Here is a 24,519-nt window from a genome sequence, read left to right on the forward strand (position 1 = left end):
TGCCGTGCAGCCCGCCCCTACCCCGGGCGGCGACAGGTGGCCGTGCCCTGGCGTCGCAGGTCGACATAGCGACGCGACGTGAGGTTCCGGGCCTGGGCGACCATGCGAGCGAAGCTAGCAAAACGCCCCCGCGCTGCCCAGAGCACGACCGACGGGCGAGACGGCCACCTCGCGGGGCTTTGGCGGGAGTCCACAGGCGCGCCGCCGAAGGGCGAGGTACCGCAGGCCACTCCACCTCAGTGACCGTGATCACGTCGAACCCTGTGGAGCCCCCACCCTTTGTACGGAGCCCACCAAGGCCTCGCTCCAGCCTTTGTCGACCGGTGACGGTGATCGGCACGAGGGGAGCGGTATAGCGTCACGGTGTTCCTGTCTGCCCCCTCACCCGCGGAGTCCCCATGAGCACCGCCACCGCCACCGCTCGCCCCGGCGCAGTCCTCGCCGACCTGCTGCCGGCGTCCCGCGTCCGCGACGCGGCCCTCGTCCTCGGCGGCGCCGTGCTCACCGGCATAGCGGCCCAGGTGGCCGTCCCGGTGCCCCACTCGCCGGTGCCGGTGACCGGGCAGACCTTCGCCGCGCTGCTCGTCGGCACCACGCTCGGCGCCCGCCGCGGCTTCCTCTCCCTCGCCCTGTACGCGCTCGCCGGCGCGGCCGGTGTGCCGTGGTTCGCGGACGGCACCTCCGGTGCCGGCATGGTCTCCTTCGGCTACGTCCTCGGCATGCTGCTCGCCTCGGCCGCCGTCGGCGCCCTGGCCCGGCGCGGCGCCGACCGCTCCCCGCTGCGCATGGCGGGCGCGATGATCCTCGGCGAGGCCGTCATCTACGCCGTCGGCGTGCCCTACCTGGCCCTGGCCGCCCACCTGTCCCTGTCCCAGGCGGTCGCGGCCGGCCTCACCCCGTTCCTGATCGGCGACGCCCTCAAGGCCGCCCTCGCCATGGGCGTGCTGCCCACCGCCTGGAAGCTGGCCGGCAAGCAGGACTGACACGGTGGTTCGCGCGGAAGAGGTTCGCCGGGTCGTACGTCTCCCCGACCCGGACGAGCCTCTTTCGCGTATCGGGGCCGTACGGCCCCGCACTCCGGTCGCCCGCCGGAAGCGTGGGCCTCGTCGGCCATGGGATGCAGTTCGGCCGCACGACCCGACGGGTGCCGTCGGGTCGTGCGGCCGTGTACCGCGGTTTGCTCCGGTGCGTCAGCCGGTGGTGACCTTCTCGGCCGTGTCCACGGCGGCCGCGCCTTCGGCACGGTCCGGGCCGAACTTCTGCTTCACCAGGGCGATCACGACGACGACCGCCGCCACGCCCACCGACAGCAGCACGGTCGTACGGCCGCTGCTCGCGCCTTCGGTGTCGGTCAGCATGTAGCCGAGGACGCCCATGATGAAGATGGCCGTCGCCCAGGTCAGGTACGGGTACAGCCACATCCTCACGACGAGCTTCTCCGGCGCCTCCCGCAGGATGATCCTGCGCATCCGCAGCTGCGAGAAGCAGATGACCAGCCACACGAACAGCGCCACCGCGCCCGAGGAGTTGACCAGGAAGAGGAAGACGGTGTCCGGGTAGGCGTAGTTGAAGAAGACCGCCACGAAGCCGAAGACGACCGAGGCCAGGATCGCCGCCATCGGCACACCGCGGGCGGTGGTGCGGGCGAACACCTTCGGCGCGTCACCGCGCTGACCGAGCGAGAACGCCATCCGGGAGGCCGTGTAGAGGCCGGAGTTGAGACAGGACAGCACCGACGTCAGCACGATCACGTTCATGATCTCGCCGGCGTGCGCGATGCCGAGGGAGTTCAGCGCGGCGACGTAGGAGCCCTGAGCCTTGATGGTCGGGTCGTTCCACGGCAGCAGCGAGACCACGACGAGGATCGAGCCGAGGTAGAAGACGCCGATCCGCCAGATGATGCTGTTGGTGGACTTGGTGACCGCGCGCTGCGGGTCCTCCGACTCGCCGGCCGCCAGGGTCGCGATCTCGCTGCCCATGAAGGAGAAGACGACCAGCAGCACACCGGTCAGGATGGCTCCGGGCCCGTGCGGCAGGAAGCCGCCGTGGTTCGTCAGATTGCCGAAGCTCGCCTTGTCCGCGTGCACGCCCGGCAGGACGCCGAAGATGGCGAGCAGACCGATGAGGATGAACGCGCCGATCGCGACGACCTTGATGCCGGCGAACCAGAACTCGAACTCGCCGTAGGAGCCGACGGAGACCAGGTTGGTCGCGGTCAGCACGGTCATCACGATGAGCGCCCAGCCCCACTGCGGCACGGCCGGGACCCAGCCCGCGAGGATCTTGGCGCCGGCGGTGGCCTCGACGGCCAGCACGACGACCCAGAAGAACCAGTAGAGCCAGCCGATGGAGAACCCGGCCCAGCGCCCGAGGGCACGGTCGGCGTGCGCGGAGAAGGAGCCGGAGGTGGGGTTTGCGGCGGACATCTCGCCGAGCATCCGCATCACGAGGACGACGAGGGTGCCGACGAGCGCGTACGACAGGAGGATGCCTGGTCCCGCGGTGGCGATACCGGAGCTGGAGCCGACGAAGAGGCCGGCTCCGATCACACCACCGATCGCGATCATCGTCAGGTGGCGGTTCTTGAGTCCTGCTTGGAGGCCCGAACCAGGGGTCATGGACGGTTTCCTTTACGCCAGGTGGAGCGGCTCGCACGAGCGGTGTACGAGTCGGTCCAGTGAATCCGAGGCAAATGAATTGGGGAACCTCTGAAACTGGATCGTTACTTGAGGTTCCCTTGAGGTTCTATGGCCTCGCTCACATTTCGGGCACTCTTTTCAAAGCCCGGTTCGCACCGGCACCCGGGGCTGCTGCCCCGGAACAGCCGTGTCACACTCGTGGCATGCGCGTGCACCTCGGCTCCGACCATGCGGGCTACGAACTCAAGAACCACCTCGTCCAGTGGCTCAAGGAGGCGGGCCACGAGCCCGTCGACTGCGGGCCGCACATCTACGACGCCCAGGACGACTACCCGCCCTTCTGCCTCCGCGCGGCGGAGCGTACGGCTGCGGACCCCGAGTCCCTCGGCATCGTGATCGGCGGCTCCGGCAACGGGGAGCAGATCGCCGCGAACAAGGTCAAGGGCGTGCGGGCCGCGCTGGCCTGGAGCGAGGAGACCGCGTCGCTGGGCCGCCAGCACAACAACGCCAACGTCGTGGCGGTGGGCGCGCGCATGCACACGCAGGAGGAGGCGACGAAGTTCGTCGAGACCTTCCTGGGCACCCCGTTCTCGGGTGACGAGCGCCACATCCGCCGCATCGACATGCTGTCGGCCTACGAAACGACGGGCGACCTCCCCCCGATCCCGGCTCACCACCCCCAGCAGTAGGGCCCCTGGGGGCTCCGGCCCCCAGGCCCCCGCCTGTTCACCCCGAGGAAGGGACAGCTCCGCCTTGCCGGAAGGGCACACCATTCATCGGCTGGCCCAGGACTACGCCGAGCGCTTCCGGGGCACCACCCCGCGGGTGACCAGCCCCCAGGGCAAGTTCTCCGATGCGGCCGCCCTTGTGGACCGCGCCGAGCTGTCGGCCACCGAAGCCCACGGCAAGCACCTCTTCCTCGGCTTCCGGGACACCGACTGGGTCCACATCCACCTCGGCCTCTTCGGCAAGGTCGGCTTCGGTGACGCCCCCGCACCCCCGCCGGCCGACACCGTCCGGCTCCGGCTCGCGAACGCCACCGCGTACGTCGACCTGCGCGGCCCGACCACCTGCGCGCTGATCACCGACTCCGAGAAACAGGCCGTGCACGACCGGCTCGGCCCCGACCCGCTGCGCGAGGACGCCGAGCCGAGTGCCGCGTACCGGCGGATCTCCCGCAGCCGTACGAGCATCGCCGCGCTGCTCATGGACCAGAAGATCGTCGCCGGCGTCGGCAACGTCTACCGCGCCGAGGTCCTCTTCCGGCACGGCATCGACCCGTACCGCGCGGGCAAGGACATCACCCCGGCCGAGTGGGACACCATCTGGGCCGACCTCGTCGGGCTGATGCGCGAGGGCGTCCGGAACAACAGGATCGACACCGTCCGGGCCGAGCACACCCCCGAGGCCATGGGCCGGCCGCCCCGCGTGGACGACCACGGCGGCGAGGTGTACGTCTACCGCCGCGCCACCCTGCCCTGCCACATCTGCGGCGACGAGATCCGCACCGCCGGCCTCGCCGCCCGCAACCTCTTCTGGTGCCCCACCTGCCAGAAGCGGTGAACCGGCGCCGGAAGGCGGGGCGGTTCTAGAAGCCGTGCGGCAGCCACGGGGCCACCGGTGAGCCGAACGCCACCGACGCCTCCGTCAGCGCGCCCGGCCGCAGCTCCCGTACCCGCCCGGCCGCCGCGAGCGACAGCAGGCTCACCCCGCCGAGATAGGCCGCGCCCAACTCCCGTACCGACAGGGCGAGATCGGCCGCGTCCGTGGTCCGCTCGCAGAACGCGCCCTTCGCGTCGCCGGTGAGCCGCCAACGCCCCGCGTTCCATGGGCAGAAGGCGTCCGCCACCTCCAGCACCACATCGACCGGTGCCTGATACGTACGCGCCGACAGCGCCGCACCGACGTCGACGAGACGGACGTACCCGTCGTCCCTCAGCCGCGGCCGGCAGCGGCGGGTGTCCGAGACCAGGTACCGCCAGGCGTCGTCGACCGGCCGTGACCCCACCGACAGGGTCGTCATCAGGTCGATGCCGAACAGGAACCGCCACAGCGCCGCCTCGGTGACGGGATCGAGCGCGGCCAGGTCCTTCAGGTGCACCGTGCCGTCGTGGCCGCTCTCGCCCCAGCCCATCTTGGTGCGGAAGCGGACGTACCCCGTCACCTCGCCGTCCCGCTCGGCGACCGCGCACTGCAGCGCCGACGCCCCGCCCCGCTCGCTCTCGGGGTCGAGGAGACCGGCCCGCTCCCAGCCCGGTTGCCGGGCCAGCATCCCCGGCCGCAGCGGCACCAGCGCCGCGTAGACCGCCTCGCAGGCGCCCAGGACGTCGGCGGGCGCCGCATAGCGCACCCGTACGCCCTCGACCCCCGGCGGCAGGGACAGCGTCACCCGGCCCGTGTCGATCTCGGCACTCGTACGGAAGGTGGCCGCGCCGTACCCGAAGCGGCCGTAGATCGCGGGCTCGGACGCGGTGAGCACCGCGAGCGGCTCGCCCAGCGCCCGCACGTCGTCCAGCTGCCGGCGCATCATCGACGTCAGCACGCCGCGCCGCCGGTGGGTGGCGGCCACGCTCACCATGGTCACGCCCGCCGTCGGGACCAGGGCCCCGCCCGGCACGGTCATCCGGAAGCTGAACGCCCCGGCCGACCCGATGATCTCCGACCCGTCCCGGGCGGCCAGCGAGCGGTCGAACTCCGTGACGGACCGGTCCAGTTCGCGCTCCTCGGCGGAGGCCACCCCGCCGAAGGCCCGGACCAGGCCGTCCCACCACCGGTCGAACTCCTCCGGCCGCAGCACGGTCAGCTCGGTCGTGCCCTCAGTCCCCATGAGCCATGCCTATCAGGGCGTTGCGGGACGAGCCAGCGAATTTGTCCGGGTCGGCAGCGTGGCGGCCCCCGGTGCCGTTCACTGTGAGGACGAGCCGTCAGGCGGAGCCCCGCACGGGGGACAAGTGGGACCTCCCGTGCCAAGCAGCCGGTCCGATGGATAGGGTCCCGAACTAATGGCAGCAGGACGAGAGCGGCGCGCGAAGGCCGACACGTTCACGGCCCGGTGGCGGATGCAGTGGCACCGGGTCCGCACCGGCCTGCGCAGAAGCGCCGTCGACTACTTCCGCGGCAACGGCTCCGACTGGGTCGCCTTCGCCGGACTGCTGCTCACCGTCCCTCTCCTCGCGGGCATGACGCTCATCGACTCGGTGTGGTGCTCCCCGGCCACCCTGGTGCTGCCGATCGTCGCCGGCGGCCTGCTGCTGCGCCCGGCGAGCCTGCTCGGCCTGTACGCGGCGGCCGCCACCGCGCTGATCGTGGAGTCGGTGCGGCTCGGCCCCTACACGGAGGGGCCGAGCCGGGTCACCCCCGGTGTGGTCCTGGTCGTGGCCGCCTGCGGCTTCTTCGGGCTGCTCACGGCCCAGTTCCGCAGCCGGGTCGGGGTGCCCTGGCGGCGCGGCGGCACCATGCTGTTCGACCTGCGCGAGCGGATCCGGGTGCAGAGCAAGCTGCCGAAGCTGCCGCAGGGCTGGCACCAGGAGATGGCGCTGCGGCCGGCCGGCGGCCAGTCCTTCTCCGGTGACTTCGTCGTCGCGGCCCGTACGAACGGCGGCCGCACCCTGGAGGTCGTGCTCACCGACGTGTCCGGCAAGGGCATGGACGCCGGATCACGCGCCCTGCTGCTGTCGGGCGCCTTCGGGGGCCTGCTGGGCTCCCTCCCCCCGCACGCCTTCCTCCCGGCCGCGAACGGCTATCTGCTCCGCCAGGACTGGGACGAGGGCTTCGCCACCTCCATCCATCTCGTCCTGGACCTCGACTCCGGGGACTACGAGCTGTACACCGCGGGCCATCCGCCGGGGCTCCAGCTGAGTGCGGGCAGCGGGCGCTGGGAGGAGAAGGCCGCCGAGGGCCCGCTGCTCGGTGTGTACGACGGCGCGCAGTTCGACCCCGTGAAGGGCTCGCTGCGGCCTGGGGATGTGCTGATGCTGTTCACGGACGGCCTGGTGGAGACCTCCGACCGGGACATCGTCGAGGGCATGGACCGCCTCACCGGCGAGGCCGACCGCTATGTCGCCGGCGGCTTCCACGGCGCCGCCTGGCATCTCATCGAGGCGGTCGCGAGGGACGTCAACGACGACCGCGCCCTGCTCCTGATCTGCCGCCAGGCATCGGGCCTCACCCGCTGAGCCCGCGCGCCCGCTGAGCCCGCCCGCCCGCTGAGGTCCTCAGGGGGCGCCCCCTTCCGTGTGCCGCATGGCGGCGCTCAGCGGGGCCAGAACCCGCCAGCCCACGCTCTCGTACAGGGCCCGGCCCTCCTCGGTCGCGCCCAGTACGGCCGCCCGGGCCCCCTGGCCGGCCCCGGCCTCGGCCAGCGTGCCGAGCACCGCGCGCCCGAGTCCGCGCCGCTGGTGCGCCGGGGCGGTCTCCACCTGGTCGACGGCGGCCGTCGTACCGGTGACGGCGATCTGCCCGCGGGCCGCGAAGGCCCCGTCGGCGGCACGCACCACCACCCGGGTGACGCCGCCCCGGCTCCAGCTGCTCAGCCGGTATCCGCCGGGGAGGCCGGGCGTGGCCTCGACGTCGGCCAGGGAGGCTGCCATGAAGGCGGCGTGCCCGTCCAGCAGGCCCCAGCCCGCAGGGAGCCACGCCGCCAGGGTCCGCGCCGGCACGAAGACCTTCAGCGCGACACCGGCGACGCTGCTCTCGGCCAGTTTCCGGACGGTCGCCCCGTCCGCGGCGGTCAGTACGTGCCGGGCCACTTCCTTCGACAGGCCGACCTGGACCGTGAAACCCCAGGGCTCACGCGTCGGTTCGGCCGCCCCCCGCGATACGACCCAGCCGTCGACCCATGCGCGTACAGCCTCGGCAGTGCTCCCGAAAGGCACGGTCCCTCCCCGAGTGAGTAATAGGTGATGATGTAGTTTGATTATTACCACACGGGACTGGGGCCGGGTACGGGACACTGGGGCGATGACGCAGCTCACTCTCGCCGAGGTCGAGGCCCTCGCCCGTGCCGCCCATGACGGTCAGACCGACAAGGCGGGACGGCCGTACGCCGAACACCTCGCCGCCGTCGCCGAGGGCGTGCGCGCCCGCGGCGGGGACCCGGAACAGATCGCGGCGGCCTGGCTGCACGACGCCGTCGAGGACGACGCGCTCACCTGGGAGTGGCTCGGACAGGCGGCGCTGACCGCGCGCACCAGGGCGATCGTGGACGCCCTCACCAAGCGGCCGGGGGAGGAGCCCGCGGCGTACGCCCGGCGGATCCTCGCCACGCCGGGCGCGCGCCTGGTGAAGGAGGCCGACCTGGCGCACAACGCCGACCCGCGGCGGCTGGCGGTCCTCGACGAGCCGACCCGGAAACGACTGACGGAGAAGTACGCGGGAATGCGCGCACTCCTCGGCCTGGAAGGCGGAGGCGTCGGCGCTTAGAGCACGCCTGGGGCCTGTCCGCCGGCCGGGACCTAGGCTCCGACGGACTCGGCCGCGTCCTGCCGGAACGCCCACTCCATCTTCGGCTCCATCGCGAAGCGGAAGACACGCCGGACGGGCCCGGTGCACAGCAGCGTGACCGCGGCGGCCGCGAGGACGGTCACCAGGATCTCGCCCGGCGGGCGATGCAGCGAGGCGTGGTCGAACCAGCCGCGGTAGCCGGCGAACTTCACCAGGAAGCCGTGCAGCAGATAGCCGTACAGGGTGCCCGCGCCCAGCGCCGTGAACCACGTCCTGCGGCCCGGCACCCAGGCGAAGAAGCAGGCGGTCAGCAGCAGCGAGCAGCCCATCATCGCGAGCGTCATCACCGGGCCGCACCACCAGGGCACGCCCAGCTCCTGCGCCGAGTCACGGTGGTAGAACCACGCGGTGTTCATGCGCGGCACCGCCCACCAGCCGACCAGCAGCGCCACGGCGAACACCGGCACCGCCGCGGCCCGCACCGAGCGGCGGCGCACCAGCCGGAAGTGCTCGGGCTTCATGTTCAGGCCGAGCACGAAGTACGGCAGGAACTGCAGGACGCGCTGGAGGTCGAGATCGTCACCGATGCTCGGCGTGACGCTCGCCAGCATGGCGATACCGACGGCCACCGGCAGCGGATACCGCACCAGCCGCCAGATCGGCGTCGTCAGCCGCCAGACGAACAGGGCGCACAGGAACCAGGTCAGATACCAGGGATCGAGGAGGCTGATCTCCTCGTGCGAGCCCGTGGCGAGGTTCTTGAACGGCGGATAGGCGGTCTCGAAGACGACGTACGGCACCAGGACACCGGTGACCAGCCGCTTCAGCCGGTCCGGGCGCATGTCGAAACTGCGGGAGAAGTAGCCGGAGATGATGATGAACGCCGGCATGTGGAAGCAGTACACGACCGTGTACAGGCCTTCCAGGATCCGGCTGTCACCCTTCAGCGGCTCCCACGAGTGCCCCATCGCGACGAGCACGATCGCCAGGTACTTGGCGTTGTCGAAGAACGCGTCGCGCTGCCTGCCGGGTCTGTCCGCCTTCGCCGGTCCCTCTTGCGCGCTCATCGGGGTGTGCGGACTGGGCACTCCGTTCGCCGGCGACTGCGCCGAGGGGAGCGGCCTGCGGTTCTGGCCGGGGGACGAGGCGGCGTCAAACATCTCAGGCACCCTAGCGTTGTCCCGGGATTTCGTAAAACTCTTCCAAGATATTCCCGGTTAAGGGCGGGAGCATCTCCGATTTTCCCAACTCGCCCTCTCCGCCCAGGTGGTGGAGTGCACACAAGGGCCAGCGTTTCACCCCTCGATGTCCCGATTCATCCCTACTAAATAGGGCATACGGCATCTCTGTGCCATCAATTCAAATTACCTGCGCACAGGATGTGTGGATAAGGAAAGGGAGTCGCGCAATTCAGCCGGGAGTCGCGCGGAACGGCGTGGTCGAATTACAGTGCGGCGGGCCGCCTGCACCGGACCGTCATCCGACGTTGTGTCACGGGCCGCATACGAGGGCCGGGTTGGTGGCACGATGGTTCTGGCGGGGGTGCGGGCCGTACCTCCGGGCCGGGAGAGCGGACCGACCGAGGGTGTGATCAGTTGTGGCCATTTCACTGTCTGTGGTGCTGCTGTTGGCGATCATCCTGGTGGTGCTGATCCGAGGGGGGAACATCAAGGCGGGCCCGGCCATCGTCGCCATACTCTTCGGCTTCTTCCTCGCCTCGACCGGCATGGCCCCCTCCATCACCCGCTTCCTGAACTCGATAGCGGACTCGATCAACTCGATCAAGTTCTGAGCCGCCGAAGCCGGACCGCCCCCGGGACGGCCGAAGGCCCGCCGTCCCCGGGACGACCGAAGGCCCGGAGAAGAGGACGTCCTCTTCTCCGGGCCTTCGGTGCGTGGAGCGGGCGACGGGAATCGAACCCGCGTAGCTAGTTTGGAAGACTAGGGCTCTACCATTGAGCTACGCCCGCAGCAGTGCGACACAGGTCGGTGACCTCGGCACTGCACGCATCGTAGCGGGTCGCCCGGCGCCTAGGCCAACGAGTTCGCGCCGGAAGCCTCCCGCGCGCCGCCTCGGAGAATACGGCCGACGTAATCGGCCGGGGCATGTACCCTACGTGTCGCACCAGACGGGGTGTGGCGCAGCTTGGTAGCGCGTCCGCTTTGGGAGCGGAAGGCCGTGGGTTCAAATCCCGCCACCCCGACCACCGGCTCACGGCGTCGTGATGATCGCCTTTTGGGGCGCTGACCGGCTGCGGTTACTATGCAAGCTGCGCGCCCGTGTGTCCCGGCCCCCATGGCCTACGTACTCCTCCGGGCGGCGAAGTCCGCCGGACCTGTCTGGCTCCGGCAGAAACCAAGAAGTCAGCCACAAGGAGACCGAACCGTGAAGAGCGCCGTGGAGACCCTGAACCCGACCCGGGTTCGGCTCACTGTCGAGGTGCCCTTCGAGGAGCTCAAGGACAGCCTCGACGCGGCGTACAAGAAGATCAACCAGCAGGTCACGGTGAAGGGCTTCCGCAAGGGCAAGATCCCGGCCCGAGTCATCGACCAGCGGTTCGGCCGCGGTGCGGTCCTGGAGGAGGCGGTCAACGACGCGCTCCCGAAGTTCTACACCGAGGCGGTCAACGAGGCCGAGCTGAGCCCGCTGGGCCAGCCCGAGGTCGACATCACCGAGCTGAAGGACGGCGAGACGCTGAACTTCACCGCCGAGGTCGACGTCCGCCCCGCCCTGGAGATCCCGGACTACTCGGGCATCGAGGTCGAGGTCGACGCCGTCGAGGTCACCGACGAGGACATCGACAAGTCGGTCGAGCAGCTCCGTGAGCGCTTCGCCTCCACCTCCCCGGTCGAGCGCGCCGCCGAGGACGGCGACGTCGTCACCATCGACCTGGAGGCCAAGGTCGACGGCGAGGTCCTCGAGGACGGCATCGCGAACGGCGTCTCCTACACGATCGGCTCCGGCGAACTGCTGGACGGCATCGACGACGCCGTCAAGGGCCTGTCCGCCGGCGAGGAGGGCACCTTCACCTCCGAGCTGAAGGGCGGCTCCGCGGCCGGCCGGGAGGCCGAGGTCACCGTCAAGGTCACCCAGGTCGCCGCCCGCGAACTGCCTGAGCTGGACGACGAGTTCGCGCAGCTCGCCTCCGAGTTCGACACCCTGGACGAGCTGAAGGCCGACAGCCGCAAGCGCCTGGCCAACATGAAGCAGTTCGACCAGGCCACCCAGGCCCAGGAGCGCGTCCTGGACAAGCTCCTCGAGCTGGTCGAGGTCCCGGTCCCCGAGAAGCTGCTCGAGGACGAGATCAACACCCGCAAGCACAACCTGGAGCACCACCAGCTCGGCCAGATGGGCCTCGACCTCGAGAAGTACCTGGAGATCCAGGGCAAGACCGCCGAGGAGTTCGAGACCGAGACCCGGGAGGCGGCGGTCAAGGGCATCAAGACCCAGTTCGTCCTCGACGAGCTGGTCAAGCAGGAGAAGCTCAACGTCAACCAGGAGGAGCTGACCGAGCACCTCATGCGGCGCGCGGCCTCCTCCGGCATGTCCCCCGACCAGTTCGCCCAGGCCGTCGTCGAGGGCGGCCAGGTGCCGCTCCTGGTCGGCGAGGTCGCCCGCGGCAAGGCCCTGGCCGTCGTGGTCGAGAAGGCCACGGTCAAGGACACCAACGGCGAGATCGTCGACCTGGAGGACGAGGAGGAGGAGACCGAGGCCGCCGAGGCGTCGGAGACCTCCGAGGCGTCGCAGACCTCCGAGGAGAACGCCGAGGGCTGAGCCGGCCCTGCGGCGCCTGTGAGGCACGTACGACGGGCCCTGGGGACTTTCCCCGGGGCCCGTTCGCCGTACGAGAGGGTCTGCCGGCCTCGGGGGCGCGGGGCCGTGCCGCTGCGCGGCTCCGGCGCCTGCGCGCGAAAGGCCACGTCACAGCCGCACTCCGCGACGCACCCGGTGCCGACGGCGCTACGCCCCCGGCGAACACCGTCATCTGCGGGATTCCCCGAAGGGACCCTCGCGTTAGGGTCCATGAAAGGCAGAACAATGAGACGGCCCGGCGCCGTCGTAAGACGAGCAGGTGGATACGTGACGAATCTGATGCCCTCCGCCGCCGGCGAGCCTTCCATCGGTGGTGGCCTCGGCGACCAGGTCTACAACCGGCTGCTCGGCGAGCGGATCATCTTCCTCGGCCAGCAGGTTGACGACGACATCGCCAACAAGATCACCGCGCAGCTGCTGCTCCTTGCGGCCGACCCCGACAAGGACATCTACCTGTACATCAACAGCCCCGGCGGCTCGGTGACGGCCGGCATGGCGATCTACGACACCATGCAGTACATCCCGAACGACGTGGTGACGATCGGCATGGGCATGGCGGCCTCGATGGGCCAGTTCCTGCTCACGGGCGGCACGGCCGGCAAGCGGTTCTCGCTGCCGCACACGGACATCATGATGCACCAGGGCTCCGCGGGCCTGGGCGGTACGGTCTCGGACATCAAGATCCAGGCCCAGTACCTGCTGCGCACCAAGAAGACCATGACCGAGCTGACCGCGTTCCACTCCGGTCAGACGGTCGAGACGATCCTCCGTGACGCCGACCGCGACCGCTGGTTCACCCCGGAAGAGGCCAAGGAGTACGGTCTCATTGACGAGATCATCACGCACGCCTCGGGTGTTCCGGGAGGCGGCGGCACCGGTGCCTGACCGGCCAGGCCACGCCACGCACCGCCGAGACCGAAGCCCCCAGAACGCCACCAGGACGGTGAACACCCCATGAGCAACTTCCACGGCGCCGCCAGCGGCATGTACGAAGGGCCCCGCCCCGACAGCCGCTACGTCGTCCCGCGTTTCGTCGAGCGCACCTCCCAGGGCATCCGCGAGTACGACCCGTACGCGAAGCTCTTCGAGGAGCGCGTGATCTTCCTGGGCGTCCAGATCGACGACGCCTCCGCCAACGACGTCATGGCGCAGCTGCTGTGCCTGGAGTCGATGGACCCGGACCGGGACATCTCGATCTACATCAACAGCCCCGGTGGCGACATGACCGCCCTCACGGCGATCTACGACACGATGCAGTTCGTGAAGCCCGACATCCAGACGGTCTGCATGGGCCAGGCGGCCTCCGCCGCGGCCATCCTGCTCGCCGCCGGCACCCCCGGCAAGCGCATGGCGCTGCCGAACTCGCGCGTCCTGATCCACCAGCCGGCGGGCTCCACCGGCCGTGGCCAGCTCTCCGACCTGGAGATCATCGCCAACGAGTTCACCCGGATGCGTGAGCAGCTGGAGAACATGCTGGCGAAGCACTCGAACCAGCCGATCGAGAAGGTCCGCGAGGACATCGAGCGCGACAAGATCCTCACGGCCGAGGAGGCGCTGGAATACGGCCTCGTCGACCAGATCATCTCCACCCGCAAGCTGAACAACAGCTCGGTCCGCTGACGCGGAGCGGCTTGCTCTCTGCCCCTCTTGGCACCGTGCACGTCAAAGTGAACCCTGCCAAGGGGGGCCCGAACACGGGGCCCGGCAAGGTACCGTCGACATAAGGCAGCACCAGGAGCCGCTGGACCCACGTGTCCAGGCGTCTCCCAGGCGAAGGGGAAGCACACCGTGGCACGCATCGGTGACGGCGGCGATCTGCTCAAGTGCTCGTTCTGCGGCAAGAGCCAGAAGCAGGTCAAGAAGCTCATCGCAGGGCCCGGTGTGTACATCTGCGACGAGTGCATCGATCTCTGCAACGAGATCATCGAGGAGGAACTCGCGGAGACCAGCGAGGTGCGCTGGGAGGAGCTGCCCAAGCCCCGCGAGATCTACGAGTTCCTCGAGGGCTACGTGGTCGGCCAGGAGGCCGCCAAGAAGGCCCTGTCCGTCGCGGTGTACAACCACTACAAACGGGTCCAGGCGGGCGAGAACGGCGGCGCGAGCGGCCGTGACGACGCCATCGAGCTGGCGAAGTCCAACATCCTCCTGCTGGGCCCCACGGGCTCCGGCAAGACCCTCCTCGCACAGACCCTGGCGCGGATGCTGAACGTCCCGTTCGCCATCGCGGACGCGACGGCGCTCACGGAGGCGGGCTACGTCGGCGAGGACGTCGAGAACATCCTCCTGAAGCTGATCCAGGCGGCGGACTACGACGTCAAGAAGGCCGAGACCGGGATCATCTACATCGACGAGATCGACAAGGTCGCGAGGAAGAGCGAGAACCCGTCGATCACCCGTGACGTGTCGGGCGAGGGCGTCCAGCAGGCGCTGCTCAAGATCCTGGAAGGCACCACGGCCTCGGTCCCGCCGCAGGGCGGCCGCAAGCACCCGCACCAGGAGTTCATCCAGATCGACACGACGAACGTCCTGTTCATCGTGGGCGGTGCCTTCGCGGGCCTGGAGAAGATCATCGAGGCCCGGGCGGGCGCCAAGGGCATCGGCTTCGGCGCCACGATCCTCTCCAAGCGCGAGCTGGAGGCCAAGGACGTCTTCGAGGACGTCATGCCGGAGGACCTGGTCAAGTTCGGCATGATCCCCGAGTTCATCGGCCGTCTGCCCGTGATCACCTCGGTCCACAACCTCGACCGCGAGGCGTTGCTGAAGATCCTGGTGGAACCCCGCAACGCGCTCGTGAAGCAGTACCAGCGTCTCTTCGAACTGGACGGCGTGGAGCTGGACTTCGAGCGCGAGGCCCTCGAGGCCATCGCCGACCAGGCCATCCTCCGCCAGACCGGCGCCCGCGGCCTGCGCGCCATCATGGAGGAGGTCCTCCAGGGCGTGATGTACGAGGTCCCGTCCCGCAAGGACGTGGCCCGCGTGGTCATCACGGCGGACGTGGTCCTCTCCAACGTCAACCCGACCCTGATCCCGCGGGATTCGCGGGGACGGGGGTCCGGGGAGCAGAAGTCGGCGTAAGAAGCTCTGCGAGACGTGCGCCTGAAGTACCTCCACCAGGCGCACGTCTTCTGTTCGAACTCGGCGAAGACATGGCACGGCCGCCACCTCTTACGAAGTGGCGGCCGTGCCTGCACTGTTGACGCTGTCAGGCCTTGACGCGGACGTCGTTGCGCAGCTTGGCCGCGAGGTCTGCAACGTCCTGCATGCTCATTCCCTTGCCACTGGCCATGCCGGCCAGGTCGAACGCCGAGATGATGGCCATGGTGCTGTGGTCGCCCCAGATGCAGACCGGCACAGTGATGGTCTTCGGCGCGCCGGACGTGGCGCCCTGGGTCGAGATCTGGCTTTCCTGACACTTCATGACGCCGTTGCTGAAGCCGGACGGCGTGAACTGCTGCGGGGAGCCGACGAGCGTGCCTTTGCCCCCGCTGGTCCCGTCGCTCTTCTTCTCGGACTTGGCCTTCGCCGTGGCGAACATCGCGTCGACGACCGCCTCGGGGTCCTTGATGGTGCCGTACGCGCCCTCGAACATCAGGCTCTGGGCGGTGAGACCGGTACCGGCCTTGTAGCCGGCCTGGACGCCCTGTGCGTTCTGGACGCCGGCCTTCTTGAAGTCGGCCATGTCCTCGTCGCTCACCGAGGAGTCACTGCCGTCAGCGGACTTCTTGTAGGTCCCGTTGATCACCGAATCCGGCGTGATCAGCTTGTGCGGCCCGTCGTCCGCGACGGAAGTGCCACCGCCCCCGCTGAACGCGAAGTACGCACCCACCGCCACGGCCGCCACCACGGCCACCGCGGCGATGATCAGGCCCGTCTTCTTCTTGCCGCCGGCCGGCTGCGGCGCCTGCGGCATGGTGTAGGGCTGCTGGCCGTAGCCGGGCTGCTGGCCGTACGGGTTCGGCTGCTGCGGCACGCCCTGCTGCGGGTAGCCGTAGCCCGGCTGCGGCGGGGCGGCCGGCGGGGCCTGCTGGGGATAGCCGTAGCCGGGCTGCGGAGCCTGCGGCTGCTGGCCGTACGGGCCCGGCTGGCCCGGCTGGCCGTAGGGCCCCGGCTGACCGTACGGACCAGGCTGTCCCGGCTGGCCGTACGGACCCGGCTGCTGGGGTGGCTGGCCGTACGGGCCCGGCTGGTTGTTGCTCATTTCTGGGTTCCCCCTAGGACGCTTATGTGTTCCTGACATCCTGGACCAGGCCCGGAAACCGCACGGCACCGGGGGCCGCACCGTTACAGAACAAACGCGTTTCGGGACCGCCCCGTGACACCTCTAAACTGACCCCCGTGACCGAGAACGCTCAGCAGCAGCCACCCGCGCCCGACTCCGAACTGCCGACCCAGTACGCGCCGGCCGATGTAGAGCGGCCGCTGTACGAGCGCTGGGTAGAGCGCGGTTACTTCGAGGCGGACGCCAAGAGCGACAAGCCGCCGTACACCGTCGTGATCCCGCCGCCGAACGTCACCGGCAGCCTGCACCTGGGCCACGCCTTCGAGCACACCCTCATCGACGCGCTGACGCGCCGTAAGCGCATGCAGGGCTACGAGACGCTGTGGCAGCCGGGCATGGACCACGCAGGCATCGCCACGCAGAACGTCGTCGAGCGCGAGCTGGGCAAGGAAGGAAAGTCCCGGCACGACCTGGGACGGGAAGCCTTCGTCGAGCGCGTCTGGCAGTGGAAGGCCGAGTCCGGCGGGCAGATCAGCGGGCAGATGCGCCGCCTCGGTGACGGCGTCGCCTGGTCGCGTGAGCGGTTCACCATGGACGAGGGGCTCTCCCAGGCCGTCCAGACCATCTTCAAGCGCCTCTACGACGACGAGCTGATCTACCGCGCCGAGCGCATCATCAACTGGTGCCCGCGCTGTCTGACGGCCATCTCGGACATCGAGGTGGAGTACCAGGACGACGACGGCGAGCTGGTCTCGCTGAAGTACGGCGACGGGGACGACACCGTCGTCGTCGCCACCACCCGTGCCGAGACGATGCTCGGTGACACGGCCGTCGCCGTCCACCCGGACGACGAGCGCTACAAGCACCTCGTCGGCAAGCTCATCAGGCTGCCGCTGACCGACCGTTCCATCCCGGTCGTCGCGGACACCCACGTCGACCCCGAGTTCGGCACCGGCGCCGTCAAGGTCACCCCGGCCCACGACCCGAACGACTTCGAGATCGGCCAGCGCCACGACCTGCCGTCCATCACGATCATGGACGAGCACGCGGTCATCACCGCGCACGGCCCCTTCCAGGGCCTGGACCGGCTCGAGGCCCGCTCCGCCATCGTCGCCGCGCTGCGCGCCGAGGGCCGGATCGTCGCCGAGAAGCGGCCGTACGTCCACTCCGTCGGCCACTGCTCGCGCTGCAAGACCACCATCGAGCCGCGCCTGTCGATGCAGTGGTGGGTCAAGGTCGGCCCGCTCGCGAAGGCGGCCGGTGACGCCGTCCGCGAGGGCAAGGTCAAGATCCACCCGCAGGAGATGGAGAAGCGGTACTTCGACTGGGTCGACAACCTCCACGACTGGTGCATCTCGCGCCAGCTGTGGTGGGGCCACCGCATCCCGGTCTGGTACGGCCCCGAGGGCGAAGTCGTCTGCGTCGGGCCCGACGAGGAGCCGCCCGGGACCGAGGCGGAGGGCTGGAAGCAGGACACCGACGTCCTCGACACCTGGTTCTCCTCCGGCCTGTGGCCGTTCTCGACCCTCGGCTGGCCCGAACAGACCGAGTCGCTCGCGAAGTTCTACCCGAACTCCGTCCTGGTCACCGGCTACGACATCCTCTTCTTCTGGGTCGCCCGGATGATGATGTTCGGCCTGTACGCGATGGACGGCACCCCGCCGTTCCACACCATCGCCCTGCACGGCATGGTCCGCGACCAGTTCGGCAAGAAGATGTCGAAGTCCTTCGGGAATGCCGTCAATCCCCTTGACTGGATGGACAAGTACGGCAGCGACGCCCTCCGGTTCACGCTCGCCCGTGGCGCGAACCCCGGTGTCGACGTCCCGATCGGCGAGGACTGGGTCCAGGGCTCCCGCAACTTCGCCAACAAGATCTGGAACGCCACCCGCTTCGCGCTGATGAACGGCGCGACGGTGGACGGCCCGCTGCCGGACGCGTCGAAGATGTCGGCGACCGACCGCTGGATCCTTTCCCGGCTCAACTCCGTCGTCGCCGAAGTCGACGCGTACTACGACGACTTCCAGTTCGCCAAGCTGTCGGACGCCCTCTTCCACTTCGCGTGGGACGAGGTCTTCGACTGGTACGTCGAGCTGTCCAAGACGACGTTCCAGGCGGGCGGCGAGCCGGCCGAGGTCAGCAAGCGGGTCCTCGGCGAGGTCCTGGACGTCACCCTCAGGCTGCTCCACCCGGTCGTCCCGTTCGTCACGGAGACCCTCTGGACGACCCTGACGGGCGGCGAGTCGGTCGTGATCGCCGACTGGCCGAAGGACAGTGGCTTCCGTGACGCGGCGGCCGAGCAGGAGATCGAGACGCTCCAGTCGGTCATCACGGAGGTCCGCCGCTTCCGCGCCGACCAGGGCCTGCAGCCCGGCCAGCGGGTCCCGGCCCGCCTGGCCCTGGACGGCACGGCTCTCGCTCCGCACGAGGCCGCCATCCGCCAGCTCCTGCGCCTGCAGCCGGAGGGCGAGTCCTTCACGGCCACGGCCACCCTGCCGGTCGCCGGCGCAGAGGTCGCGCTGGACCTCTCCGGCACGATCGACGTGGCGGCCGAGCGCAAGCGCCTCGCGAAGGATCTGGCGGCGGCCGAGAAGGAGAAGGCCCAGGCCAACGCCAAGCTCGGCAACGAGGCCTTCCTGGCCAAGGCCCCGGACAACGTGGTGGACAAGATCCGCGGCCGCCTGGTGAAGGCGGAGGAGGACATCACGCGGATCCAGGCCCAGCTGGACAGGTTGCCGCAGGCGTAAGCGGTTCTGCGTGACCGAAGGCCCCGGTGCATGTGAGGCGCCGGGGCCTTTCAGCGCCCCGCCAGGGGCGCGCGGAGGTGCGCGGGCAACCACGGCGCACCCGCGCCCGGCGATGCCGAGCACGTACCCCGAACCGGCCCGTTGTCACTTCCGCTCCGTAGACTGGCACCGTGAGCGACCACCCCGGCACCAGCGACACCCCCGACCCCCTCGACAGCTTCGACGAACTCATCGAGGCCGAGACCACCCGCGACCCCGACCTCGCGGTCATCGAGGCCGGCAGCCGTACCCTGCGCACCCAGGGCGGGCAGCCGCAGGCCGACGTGCCCGGGCGGCCGGAGGACCCGGAGGTGGACAAGGCCCTGCGCGAGGTCGAGGCGGAGCTGGCCACGCGCTGGGGCGAGACCAAACTGGAGCCGTCGGTCAGCCGTATCGCCGCGCTGATGGACCTGCTGGGCGAGCCGCAGCGGTCGTACCCCTCGATCCACATCACGGGTACGAACGGCAAGACGTCCACCGCCCGCATGATCGAGGCCCTCCTCGGCGCCTTCGAACTGCGCACCGGCCGCTACACCAGCCCCCACGTGCAGTCGGTCACCGAGCGGATCAGCCTGGACGGCGCCCCGATCTCGGCCGAGCGGTTCATCGAGACGTACCAGGACATCAAGCCGTACGTCGAGATGGTGGACGCCGCGCAGGAGTACCGCCTGTCCTTCTTCGAGGTGCTCACCGGCATGGCCTACGCGGCCTTCGCGGACGCCCCCGTGGACGTCGCCGTCGTCGAGGTCGGCATGGGCGGGTCCTGGGACGCCACCAATGTGATCGACGGCGACGTCGCCGTGATCACCCCCATCGACCTGGACCACACCGACCGGCTCGGTGAGACGCCCGCGGAGATCGCCGGCGAGAAGGGCGGGATCATCAAGCAGGACGCGACGGTGATCCTGTCGCAGCAGCCGGTGGACGCGGCGCAGGTGCTGCTGAAGAAGGCCGTCGAGGTGGACGCGACGGTGGCCCGTGAGGGGCTGGAGTTCGGGGTCGTGGCCCGGCAGGTCGCCGTCGGCGGGCAGCTGGTCACCCTGCGCGGCCTCGGCGGTGAGTACCCCGAGGTGTATCTCCCGCTGCACGGCGCCCACCAGGCGCACAACGCGGCCGTCGCGCTCGCCGCCGTGGAGGCGTTCTTCGGCGTCGGCGCCCAGCGCGCGCAGCCGCTCGACATCGACACCGTCCGCAAGGCGTTCGCGGCCGTGTCCTCGCCGGGCCGGCTGGAGGTCGTACGGCGCTCCCCGACCGTCGTGCTGGACGCGGCGCACAACCCGGCGGGTGCCGCGGCCACGGCTGAGGCGGTGCGCGAGGCGTTCGACTTCACCCGGCTGATCGGTGTGGTGGGCGCGAGCGGCGACAAGAACGTGCGGGGGCTGCTGGAGGCCTTCGAGCCGATCTTCGCCGAGGTCGTCGTCACGCAGAACTCCAGTCATCGCGCCATGGACGCGGACGAGCTGGCCGCGATCGCCGTCGAGGTGTTCGGCGAGGAGCGGGTGCAGGTCGAGCCGCGGCTGCCGGACGCCCTGGAGGCCGCGATCACGCTGGCCGAGGAGGAGGGCGAGTTCGCGGGCGGTGGCGTGCTGGTCACTGGATCTGTCATCACAGTCGGCGAGGCCCGGCTGCTGCTGGGGAAGGGCTGAGGCTCCCGAAGATGCGTACGCTGTGCTCCTCGACCTTGATCGGCGAGTTCTTCATCATCGGCTTCGCCGGGCTCGTCGCCATGAAGGATCCGTCCCTGTCCGCCTCGACGGTGTGGCTGGTCAGCGGTGTCGCGATGCTGCTGTGCGTGCTGATGTGCGCCGTGGTGACCCGCCCGGGCGGGGTGGCCCTCGGCTGGGTGCTGCAGATCGCGCTGATCGCCTCCGGTGCCTTCGTCCCCCTCATGTACTTCCTGGGCGTGGTCTTCGCGGCGCTGTGGTGGGCGTCGGTGCACTTCGGGCGAAAGGTGGACGAGGCGAAGGCCCGCTTCGCCGCGCAAGCGGAGTCGGCCTCCACTCAGGCTGACGCTGCGTAACGGACGCCCCGACACGCCCTGTAACCTCGTCCCACCGCACACGTCCGTCGCGTAAGGAGTCCCCCCGTGAGCCAGCGCACCCTCGTCCTGCTCAAGCCCGACGCCGTCCGGCGTGGCCTGACCGGCGAGATCATCAGCCGTATCGAGCGCAAGGCCGGCTGGCAGATCACCGCGCTGGAGCTGCGCACGCTGGAGCGCGCCACGCTGGAGCAGCACTACGGCGAGCACGTGGGCAAGCCCTTCTACGAGCCGCTGGTCGAGTTCATGTCCTCCGGTCCCGTCGTCGCGCTGATCGTCGAGGGCGAGCGGGTCATCGAGGGCGTGCGCCAGCTCGCCGGCCCGACCGACCCGATCGCCGCCGCGCCCGGCTCCATCCGTGGTGACTACGGCGTGATCGTCCGGGAGAACCTGATCCACGCCTCCGACTCCGAGGAGTCCGCCGAGCGCGAGGTGAAGATCTTCTTCCCGGGCCGGGCGTGAGTCCCGCGCGGATTTTTCGGTAATTTTTCTGAGGGGACGTCAGCTCCACCCTCGTGGTGCCTGACCTGGGGCGGCCGAACATTTCGGCCGTCCCTTGGCATATGCCTTGCCGATCGGGGGAACGCGTGCCTCCGATGGACCGTCTCCACAAGCGGGGCGGGCCGCCATCTGGTGACAATGGCGGAGACCCTCGCGCAGTGGCCGTGCAGGCGCGTTTACGATGGAAGCCTTCACGTCACAGCACCCGCCTCGCCGACCTGATATGCCCTCAAAAGCGCAGGAAGGCCAGATGAATCCGGATGGGGAACTCAATGTCGTTCATCGGCCGTGACATGGCTGTCGACCTCGGGACCGCCAACACGCTGGTGTACGTCAGGGGTCGCGGGATCGTACTCAACGAGCCGTCCGTCGTCGCGATCAACACCAATACGGGTGGGATCCTCGCGGTCGGTGCCGAAGCGAAGAAGATGATCGGCCGGACGCCGGGCAACATCGTGGCCGTCCGCCCGCTGAAGGACGGCGTGATCGCGGATTTCGAGATCACCGAGCGGATGCTCCGCTACTTCATCCTGAAGATCCACAAGCGGCGGTACCTCGCCCGGCCGCGGGTCGTCGTCTGTGTCCCCTCGGGCATCACGGGTGTCGAGCGCCGCGCCGTGATCGAGGCGTCCACCCAGGCCGGTGCCCGCCAGGTGCACATCATCGAGGAGCCCATGGCCGCGGCCATCGGCTCCGGCCTGCCGGTCCACGAGGCCACGGGCAACATGGTGGTGGACATCGGCGGCGGCACCACGGAGGTCGCGGTCATCTCGCTCGGCGGCATCGTCACCGCCCAGTCCATCCGCGTCGCGGGCGACGAACTGGACAACGCGATCATCCAGTACATCAAGAAGGAGTACAGCCTTCTGCTGGGTGAGCGTACGGCCGAACAGATCAAGATCACGATCGGTTCGGCGTACGACCTCGACTCCGACGAGCACACCGAAGTGCGCGGCCGGGACCTGGTGTCCGGGCTGCCCAAGACCGTCGTCATCTCGGCCGCCGAGGTCCGCAAGGCGATCGAGGAGCCGGTCAACGCGATCGTGGACGCGGTCAAGACGACCCTCGACAAGTGCCCGCCGGAGCTGTCCGGCGACATCATGGACCGAGGAATCGTTCTGACCGGCGGTGGAGCCCTGCTGCGCGGCCTCGACGAGCGGCTGCGCCGGGAGACCGGTATGCCGATCCACATCGCCGAGGACCCGCTCGACAGCGTCGCGCTCGGTTCCGGAAAGTGTGTCGAGGAGTTCGAGGCGCTCCAGCAGGTTCTCGACGCGCAGCCGCGCAGATGACGTAACTCTTTGATTCCGCCGTACGAGACGTTCTCCTCTCGTGCGGCGGATCGTTGATATAGAGGCATAAGCTCCCAAATGGGCCCCTTCGGTTTGCGTTTCGCGCGCCGCGCCGCACCGGGGCTCCCGAATTCCTATCGAGGAAGGGCACGGCCGCCGCACGTGAGGGACACGAAAGAGAGCCGGCTGCTCCTGGTCCTGCTGGTCGCCATCGCGTTCGCGCTGATCACGGTGGATATCCGGGGAGGCCGGAACTCCCCGGTCGACGGTGCGCGGCACGCCGCGGCCGCGGTGTTCGGCCCCGTCGAGAACGGGCTGTCCTCGGCGGTCGACCCCGTCGGCAACGCCGTCTCCGCGATCCGTGACTCCGGCAGCCGGCACAGCCGCCTGGCCGCACTGGAGAAGGAGAACGCGGCACTCAAGGCGAAGCTCGGCAGCGACGACCGCAACCAGACGGCATCAAACGGGACATGACGGTCCTCAACGGTGACGGCCTGGTCGGCCGCGTCACCACCGTCGGCCCGGACACCTCCACCGTGCTCCTCGCCAACGACCCCGACTTCACCGTCGGCACCCGCATGGAGGCCGGTGACGAACTCGGCTTCGCCTCCGGACAGGGCGACCGCCCGCTGCGCGTGGAACTGCTCAACGGCCAGGCGGAGGTGCACAAGGGCGACCGGCTCGTCACCTTCGGCTCGCAGAACGACCGGCCGTTCGTGCCCGGCGTGCCGGTCGGCGTGGTCTCCCGGATCGACCCCTCCAACGGCGGCCTGACCCGCACGATCTATGTCACGCCCTACGTCAGCTTCACCAAGCTCGACATCGTCGGTGTGGTCGTCGAGGCCCCGAAGAAGGACCCTCGTGACGAGGTCCTGCCGGCCAAGCCCAAGCCGATCCCGACGCCGACGGTCACCGTCACGGTCACCCCGTCGGCCAACGCGTCCGACTCGACCCGGCCATGAGCAGTAGGAGCTGACTTTCCCATGCGTCTCAACCGGATCCTGCTCTCCAGCGCGCTGGTCGTCGTGGCCCTGGTGATCCAGGTGAGCGTCCTCGCCCGCCTGCATCTGCCGGGTGCCGTCCCCGATCTGCTGCTGCTCACCGTCCTCGGCCTCGCCATGGTGTACGGCCATGTCGGCGGCTGCCTCGTCGGTTTCGGCGCGGGCCTGCTCGCCGACCTCGCCCCGCCCGCCGACCACGCGGCCGGCCGCTATGCGCTCGTCCTGTGCGTGACCTGCTACTTCGCCGGGCTCGCGCGGCCAGGGAACGGCCGGCTGAAATCGGCGACCGGCCCGATGGCCGTGGTGGTGGCCGCCGCCGTCGGCTCCACGCTGCTGTACGCGGGCGTGGGCGCGCTGGTCGGGGACACCGCCGCCCGCCACGTCGGCCTGCCCGGCCTGCTCATCTCGGCCGCCCTGTACGACCTTCTGCTCGCCCCGTTCGTGGTCCCCGCGGTCATGTGGCTCGCCCGCCGTGCCGACAACGACCCGCTCGCCGAGAGCGGTCCCGCCGCCAAGGCCGGGGACGTCACCTCGGGCTGGCTCTCCTCCGGCACCGGCCTGCGCATCGGAGGCCAGCGCGGCGGCCTCGGCGCCCTGAAGACCAGGGCCCGCACCCGTACCGTCCGCGTCGGCCGGATCAAGGGGGTCAAGCGGCTGTGACCGGCGCAGAGTTCACCCGAACGAGTCAGTTCTCGCGGAACGCGGGTTCACAGGCTGGTCGTTCATCATTCGTACGCGCACAGGCCGATCGCACGCACGTGCCGCATGCGCAGTCGTTCGTGTCCTG

21 protein-coding genes, 2 tRNA genes and 1 pseudogene are annotated in these 24,519 nt (G+C 69.7%); 18 read left to right on the forward strand and 6 right to left on the reverse strand.

The window, feature by feature from the left end; genetic code table 11:
* Window positions 1–398 precede the first annotated feature (398 nt).
* Window positions 399–983, forward strand: coding sequence for a biotin transporter BioY (locus A6P39_RS27320; RefSeq protein ID WP_067039493.1), 585 nt, complete (start codon window positions 399–401; stop codon window positions 981–983).
* A 207-nt stretch (window positions 984–1,190) separates the two neighbouring features.
* Here the strand turns inward: A6P39_RS27320 and A6P39_RS27325 are convergent, their stop codons facing one another.
* The gene (locus tag A6P39_RS27325; RefSeq protein WP_067039494.1) at window positions 1,191–2,618 is read right to left on the reverse strand and encodes an amino acid permease; all 1,428 of its coding nucleotides are present in this window, start codon (window positions 2,616–2,618) and stop codon (window positions 1,191–1,193) included.
* A 224-nt stretch (window positions 2,619–2,842) separates the two neighbouring features.
* Between A6P39_RS27325 and A6P39_RS27330 the strand changes: the two genes are divergently transcribed.
* Together A6P39_RS27330 and A6P39_RS27335 are read left to right on the forward strand one after the other, a co-directional pair.
* A complete protein-coding gene (locus A6P39_RS27330; RefSeq protein ID WP_067039495.1) occupies window positions 2,843–3,328 on the forward strand; it encodes a ribose-5-phosphate isomerase in 486 nt (161 codons plus the stop codon).
* Window positions 3,329–3,392: 64 nt separating this feature from the next.
* Window positions 3,393–4,202, forward strand: coding sequence for an Fpg/Nei family DNA glycosylase (locus A6P39_RS27335; RefSeq protein ID WP_067039497.1), 810 nt, complete (start codon window positions 3,393–3,395; stop codon window positions 4,200–4,202).
* A gap of 25 nt (window positions 4,203–4,227) precedes the next feature.
* Here A6P39_RS27335 and A6P39_RS27340 read toward each other — a convergent pair whose 3' ends face one another.
* Entirely contained in the window at window positions 4,228–5,466 is a 1,239-nt protein-coding gene (locus A6P39_RS27340; protein ID WP_067039499.1) for a GNAT family N-acetyltransferase, read from the reverse strand.
* Window positions 5,467–5,641: 175 nt separating this feature from the next.
* On the opposite strand from A6P39_RS27340, the gene A6P39_RS27345 reads away from it, so the two are divergent.
* On the forward strand, window positions 5,642–6,814 hold the full coding sequence (locus A6P39_RS27345; protein ID WP_067039501.1) for a PP2C family protein-serine/threonine phosphatase: 1,173 nt from the start codon (window positions 5,642–5,644) through the stop codon (window positions 6,812–6,814).
* Window positions 6,815–6,853: 39 nt separating this feature from the next.
* Here A6P39_RS27345 and A6P39_RS27350 read toward each other — a convergent pair whose 3' ends face one another.
* The gene (locus tag A6P39_RS27350; protein ID WP_067039503.1) at window positions 6,854–7,513 is read right to left on the reverse strand and encodes a GNAT family N-acetyltransferase; all 660 of its coding nucleotides are present in this window, start codon (window positions 7,511–7,513) and stop codon (window positions 6,854–6,856) included.
* Between the two features lie 85 nt (window positions 7,514–7,598).
* On the opposite strand from A6P39_RS27350, the gene A6P39_RS27355 reads away from it, so the two are divergent.
* The gene (locus A6P39_RS27355) at window positions 7,599–8,060 is read left to right on the forward strand and encodes an HD domain-containing protein (RefSeq protein ID WP_067039505.1); all 462 of its coding nucleotides are present in this window, start codon (window positions 7,599–7,601) and stop codon (window positions 8,058–8,060) included.
* 32 nt (window positions 8,061–8,092) lie between these two features.
* Here the strand turns inward: A6P39_RS27355 and A6P39_RS27360 are convergent, their stop codons facing one another.
* The gene (locus A6P39_RS27360; RefSeq protein ID WP_234378723.1) at window positions 8,093–9,148 is read right to left on the reverse strand and encodes an acyltransferase family protein; all 1,056 of its coding nucleotides are present in this window, start codon (window positions 9,146–9,148) and stop codon (window positions 8,093–8,095) included.
* Window positions 9,149–9,678: 530 nt separating this feature from the next.
* Here A6P39_RS27360 and A6P39_RS27365 point away from each other — a divergent pair.
* The gene (locus A6P39_RS27365) at window positions 9,679–9,873 is read left to right on the forward strand and encodes a hypothetical protein (protein ID WP_067039514.1); all 195 of its coding nucleotides are present in this window, start codon (window positions 9,679–9,681) and stop codon (window positions 9,871–9,873) included.
* A gap of 104 nt (window positions 9,874–9,977) precedes the next feature.
* On the opposite strand, the gene A6P39_RS27370 is transcribed toward A6P39_RS27365, so the two are convergent.
* A tRNA-Gly gene (locus A6P39_RS27370) sits at window positions 9,978–10,051 on the reverse strand.
* A 160-nt stretch (window positions 10,052–10,211) separates the two neighbouring features.
* Between A6P39_RS27370 and A6P39_RS27375 the strand changes: the two genes are divergently transcribed.
* The 5 genes from A6P39_RS27375 to clpX all read left to right on the forward strand — a co-directional run bounded on the left by A6P39_RS27375 (window position 10,212) and on the right by clpX (window position 14,970).
* Window positions 10,212–10,288 (forward strand) — tRNA-Pro (locus A6P39_RS27375).
* A gap of 179 nt (window positions 10,289–10,467) precedes the next feature.
* Window positions 10,468–11,856 carry a trigger factor gene (gene tig, locus A6P39_RS27380; RefSeq protein ID WP_067039517.1) on the forward strand — a complete coding sequence of 463 codons (1,389 nt, stop codon included), beginning with the start codon at window positions 10,468–10,470 and terminating at the stop codon, window positions 11,854–11,856.
* Between the two features lie 318 nt (window positions 11,857–12,174).
* Window positions 12,175–12,780 (forward strand): ATP-dependent Clp protease proteolytic subunit, encoded by a 606-nt coding sequence (locus A6P39_RS27385; protein WP_067039520.1) that lies wholly within the window; start codon window positions 12,175–12,177, stop codon window positions 12,778–12,780.
* A gap of 69 nt (window positions 12,781–12,849) precedes the next feature.
* On the forward strand, window positions 12,850–13,515 hold the full coding sequence (locus tag A6P39_RS27390) for an ATP-dependent Clp protease proteolytic subunit (RefSeq protein WP_067039523.1): 666 nt from the start codon (window positions 12,850–12,852) through the stop codon (window positions 13,513–13,515).
* Window positions 13,516–13,683: 168 nt separating this feature from the next.
* Window positions 13,684–14,970 carry an ATP-dependent Clp protease ATP-binding subunit ClpX gene (clpX, locus tag A6P39_RS27395; RefSeq protein ID WP_067039526.1) on the forward strand — a complete coding sequence of 429 codons (1,287 nt, stop codon included), beginning with the start codon at window positions 13,684–13,686 and terminating at the stop codon, window positions 14,968–14,970.
* 127 nt (window positions 14,971–15,097) lie between these two features.
* On the opposite strand, the gene A6P39_RS27400 is transcribed toward clpX, so the two are convergent.
* On the reverse strand, window positions 15,098–16,093 hold the full coding sequence (locus tag A6P39_RS27400; protein WP_067039529.1) for a hypothetical protein: 996 nt from the start codon (window positions 16,091–16,093) through the stop codon (window positions 15,098–15,100).
* Window positions 16,094–16,230: 137 nt separating this feature from the next.
* On the opposite strand from A6P39_RS27400, the gene A6P39_RS27405 reads away from it, so the two are divergent.
* The 7 genes and pseudogenes from A6P39_RS27405 to mreD all read left to right on the forward strand — a co-directional run bounded on the left by A6P39_RS27405 (window position 16,231) and on the right by mreD (window position 24,392).
* Window positions 16,231–18,861, forward strand: a complete 2,631-nt coding sequence (locus A6P39_RS27405; protein ID WP_067039532.1) for a valine--tRNA ligase — start codon at window positions 16,231–16,233, stop codon at window positions 18,859–18,861.
* A 170-nt stretch (window positions 18,862–19,031) separates the two neighbouring features.
* On the forward strand, window positions 19,032–20,546 hold the full coding sequence (gene folC / locus A6P39_RS27410) for a bifunctional tetrahydrofolate synthase/dihydrofolate synthase (protein ID WP_067039534.1): 1,515 nt from the start codon (window positions 19,032–19,034) through the stop codon (window positions 20,544–20,546).
* Between the two features lie 11 nt (window positions 20,547–20,557).
* Window positions 20,558–20,920, forward strand: coding sequence for a DUF4233 domain-containing protein (locus tag A6P39_RS27415; protein WP_067039537.1), 363 nt, complete (start codon window positions 20,558–20,560; stop codon window positions 20,918–20,920).
* Between the two features lie 66 nt (window positions 20,921–20,986).
* Window positions 20,987–21,400 (forward strand): nucleoside-diphosphate kinase, encoded by a 414-nt coding sequence (ndk, locus tag A6P39_RS27420; RefSeq protein ID WP_067039543.1) that lies wholly within the window; start codon window positions 20,987–20,989, stop codon window positions 21,398–21,400.
* A gap of 311 nt (window positions 21,401–21,711) precedes the next feature.
* On the forward strand, window positions 21,712–22,731 hold the full coding sequence (locus A6P39_RS27425; RefSeq protein WP_067039545.1) for a rod shape-determining protein: 1,020 nt from the start codon (window positions 21,712–21,714) through the stop codon (window positions 22,729–22,731).
* 162 nt (window positions 22,732–22,893) lie between these two features.
* Window positions 22,894–23,693 (forward strand): annotated as a pseudogene (mreC, locus tag A6P39_RS27430) (rod shape-determining protein MreC).
* A 21-nt stretch (window positions 23,694–23,714) separates the two neighbouring features.
* Window positions 23,715–24,392 (forward strand): rod shape-determining protein MreD, encoded by a 678-nt coding sequence (gene mreD / locus A6P39_RS27435; protein ID WP_067039550.1) that lies wholly within the window; start codon window positions 23,715–23,717, stop codon window positions 24,390–24,392.
* The last annotated feature ends 127 nt before the right edge of the window (window positions 24,393–24,519 follow it).

Origin of the sequence: Streptomyces sp. FXJ1.172, assembly GCF_001636945.3 — a bacterium.
GTDB lineage: Bacteria > Actinomycetota > Actinomycetes > Streptomycetales > Streptomycetaceae > Streptomyces.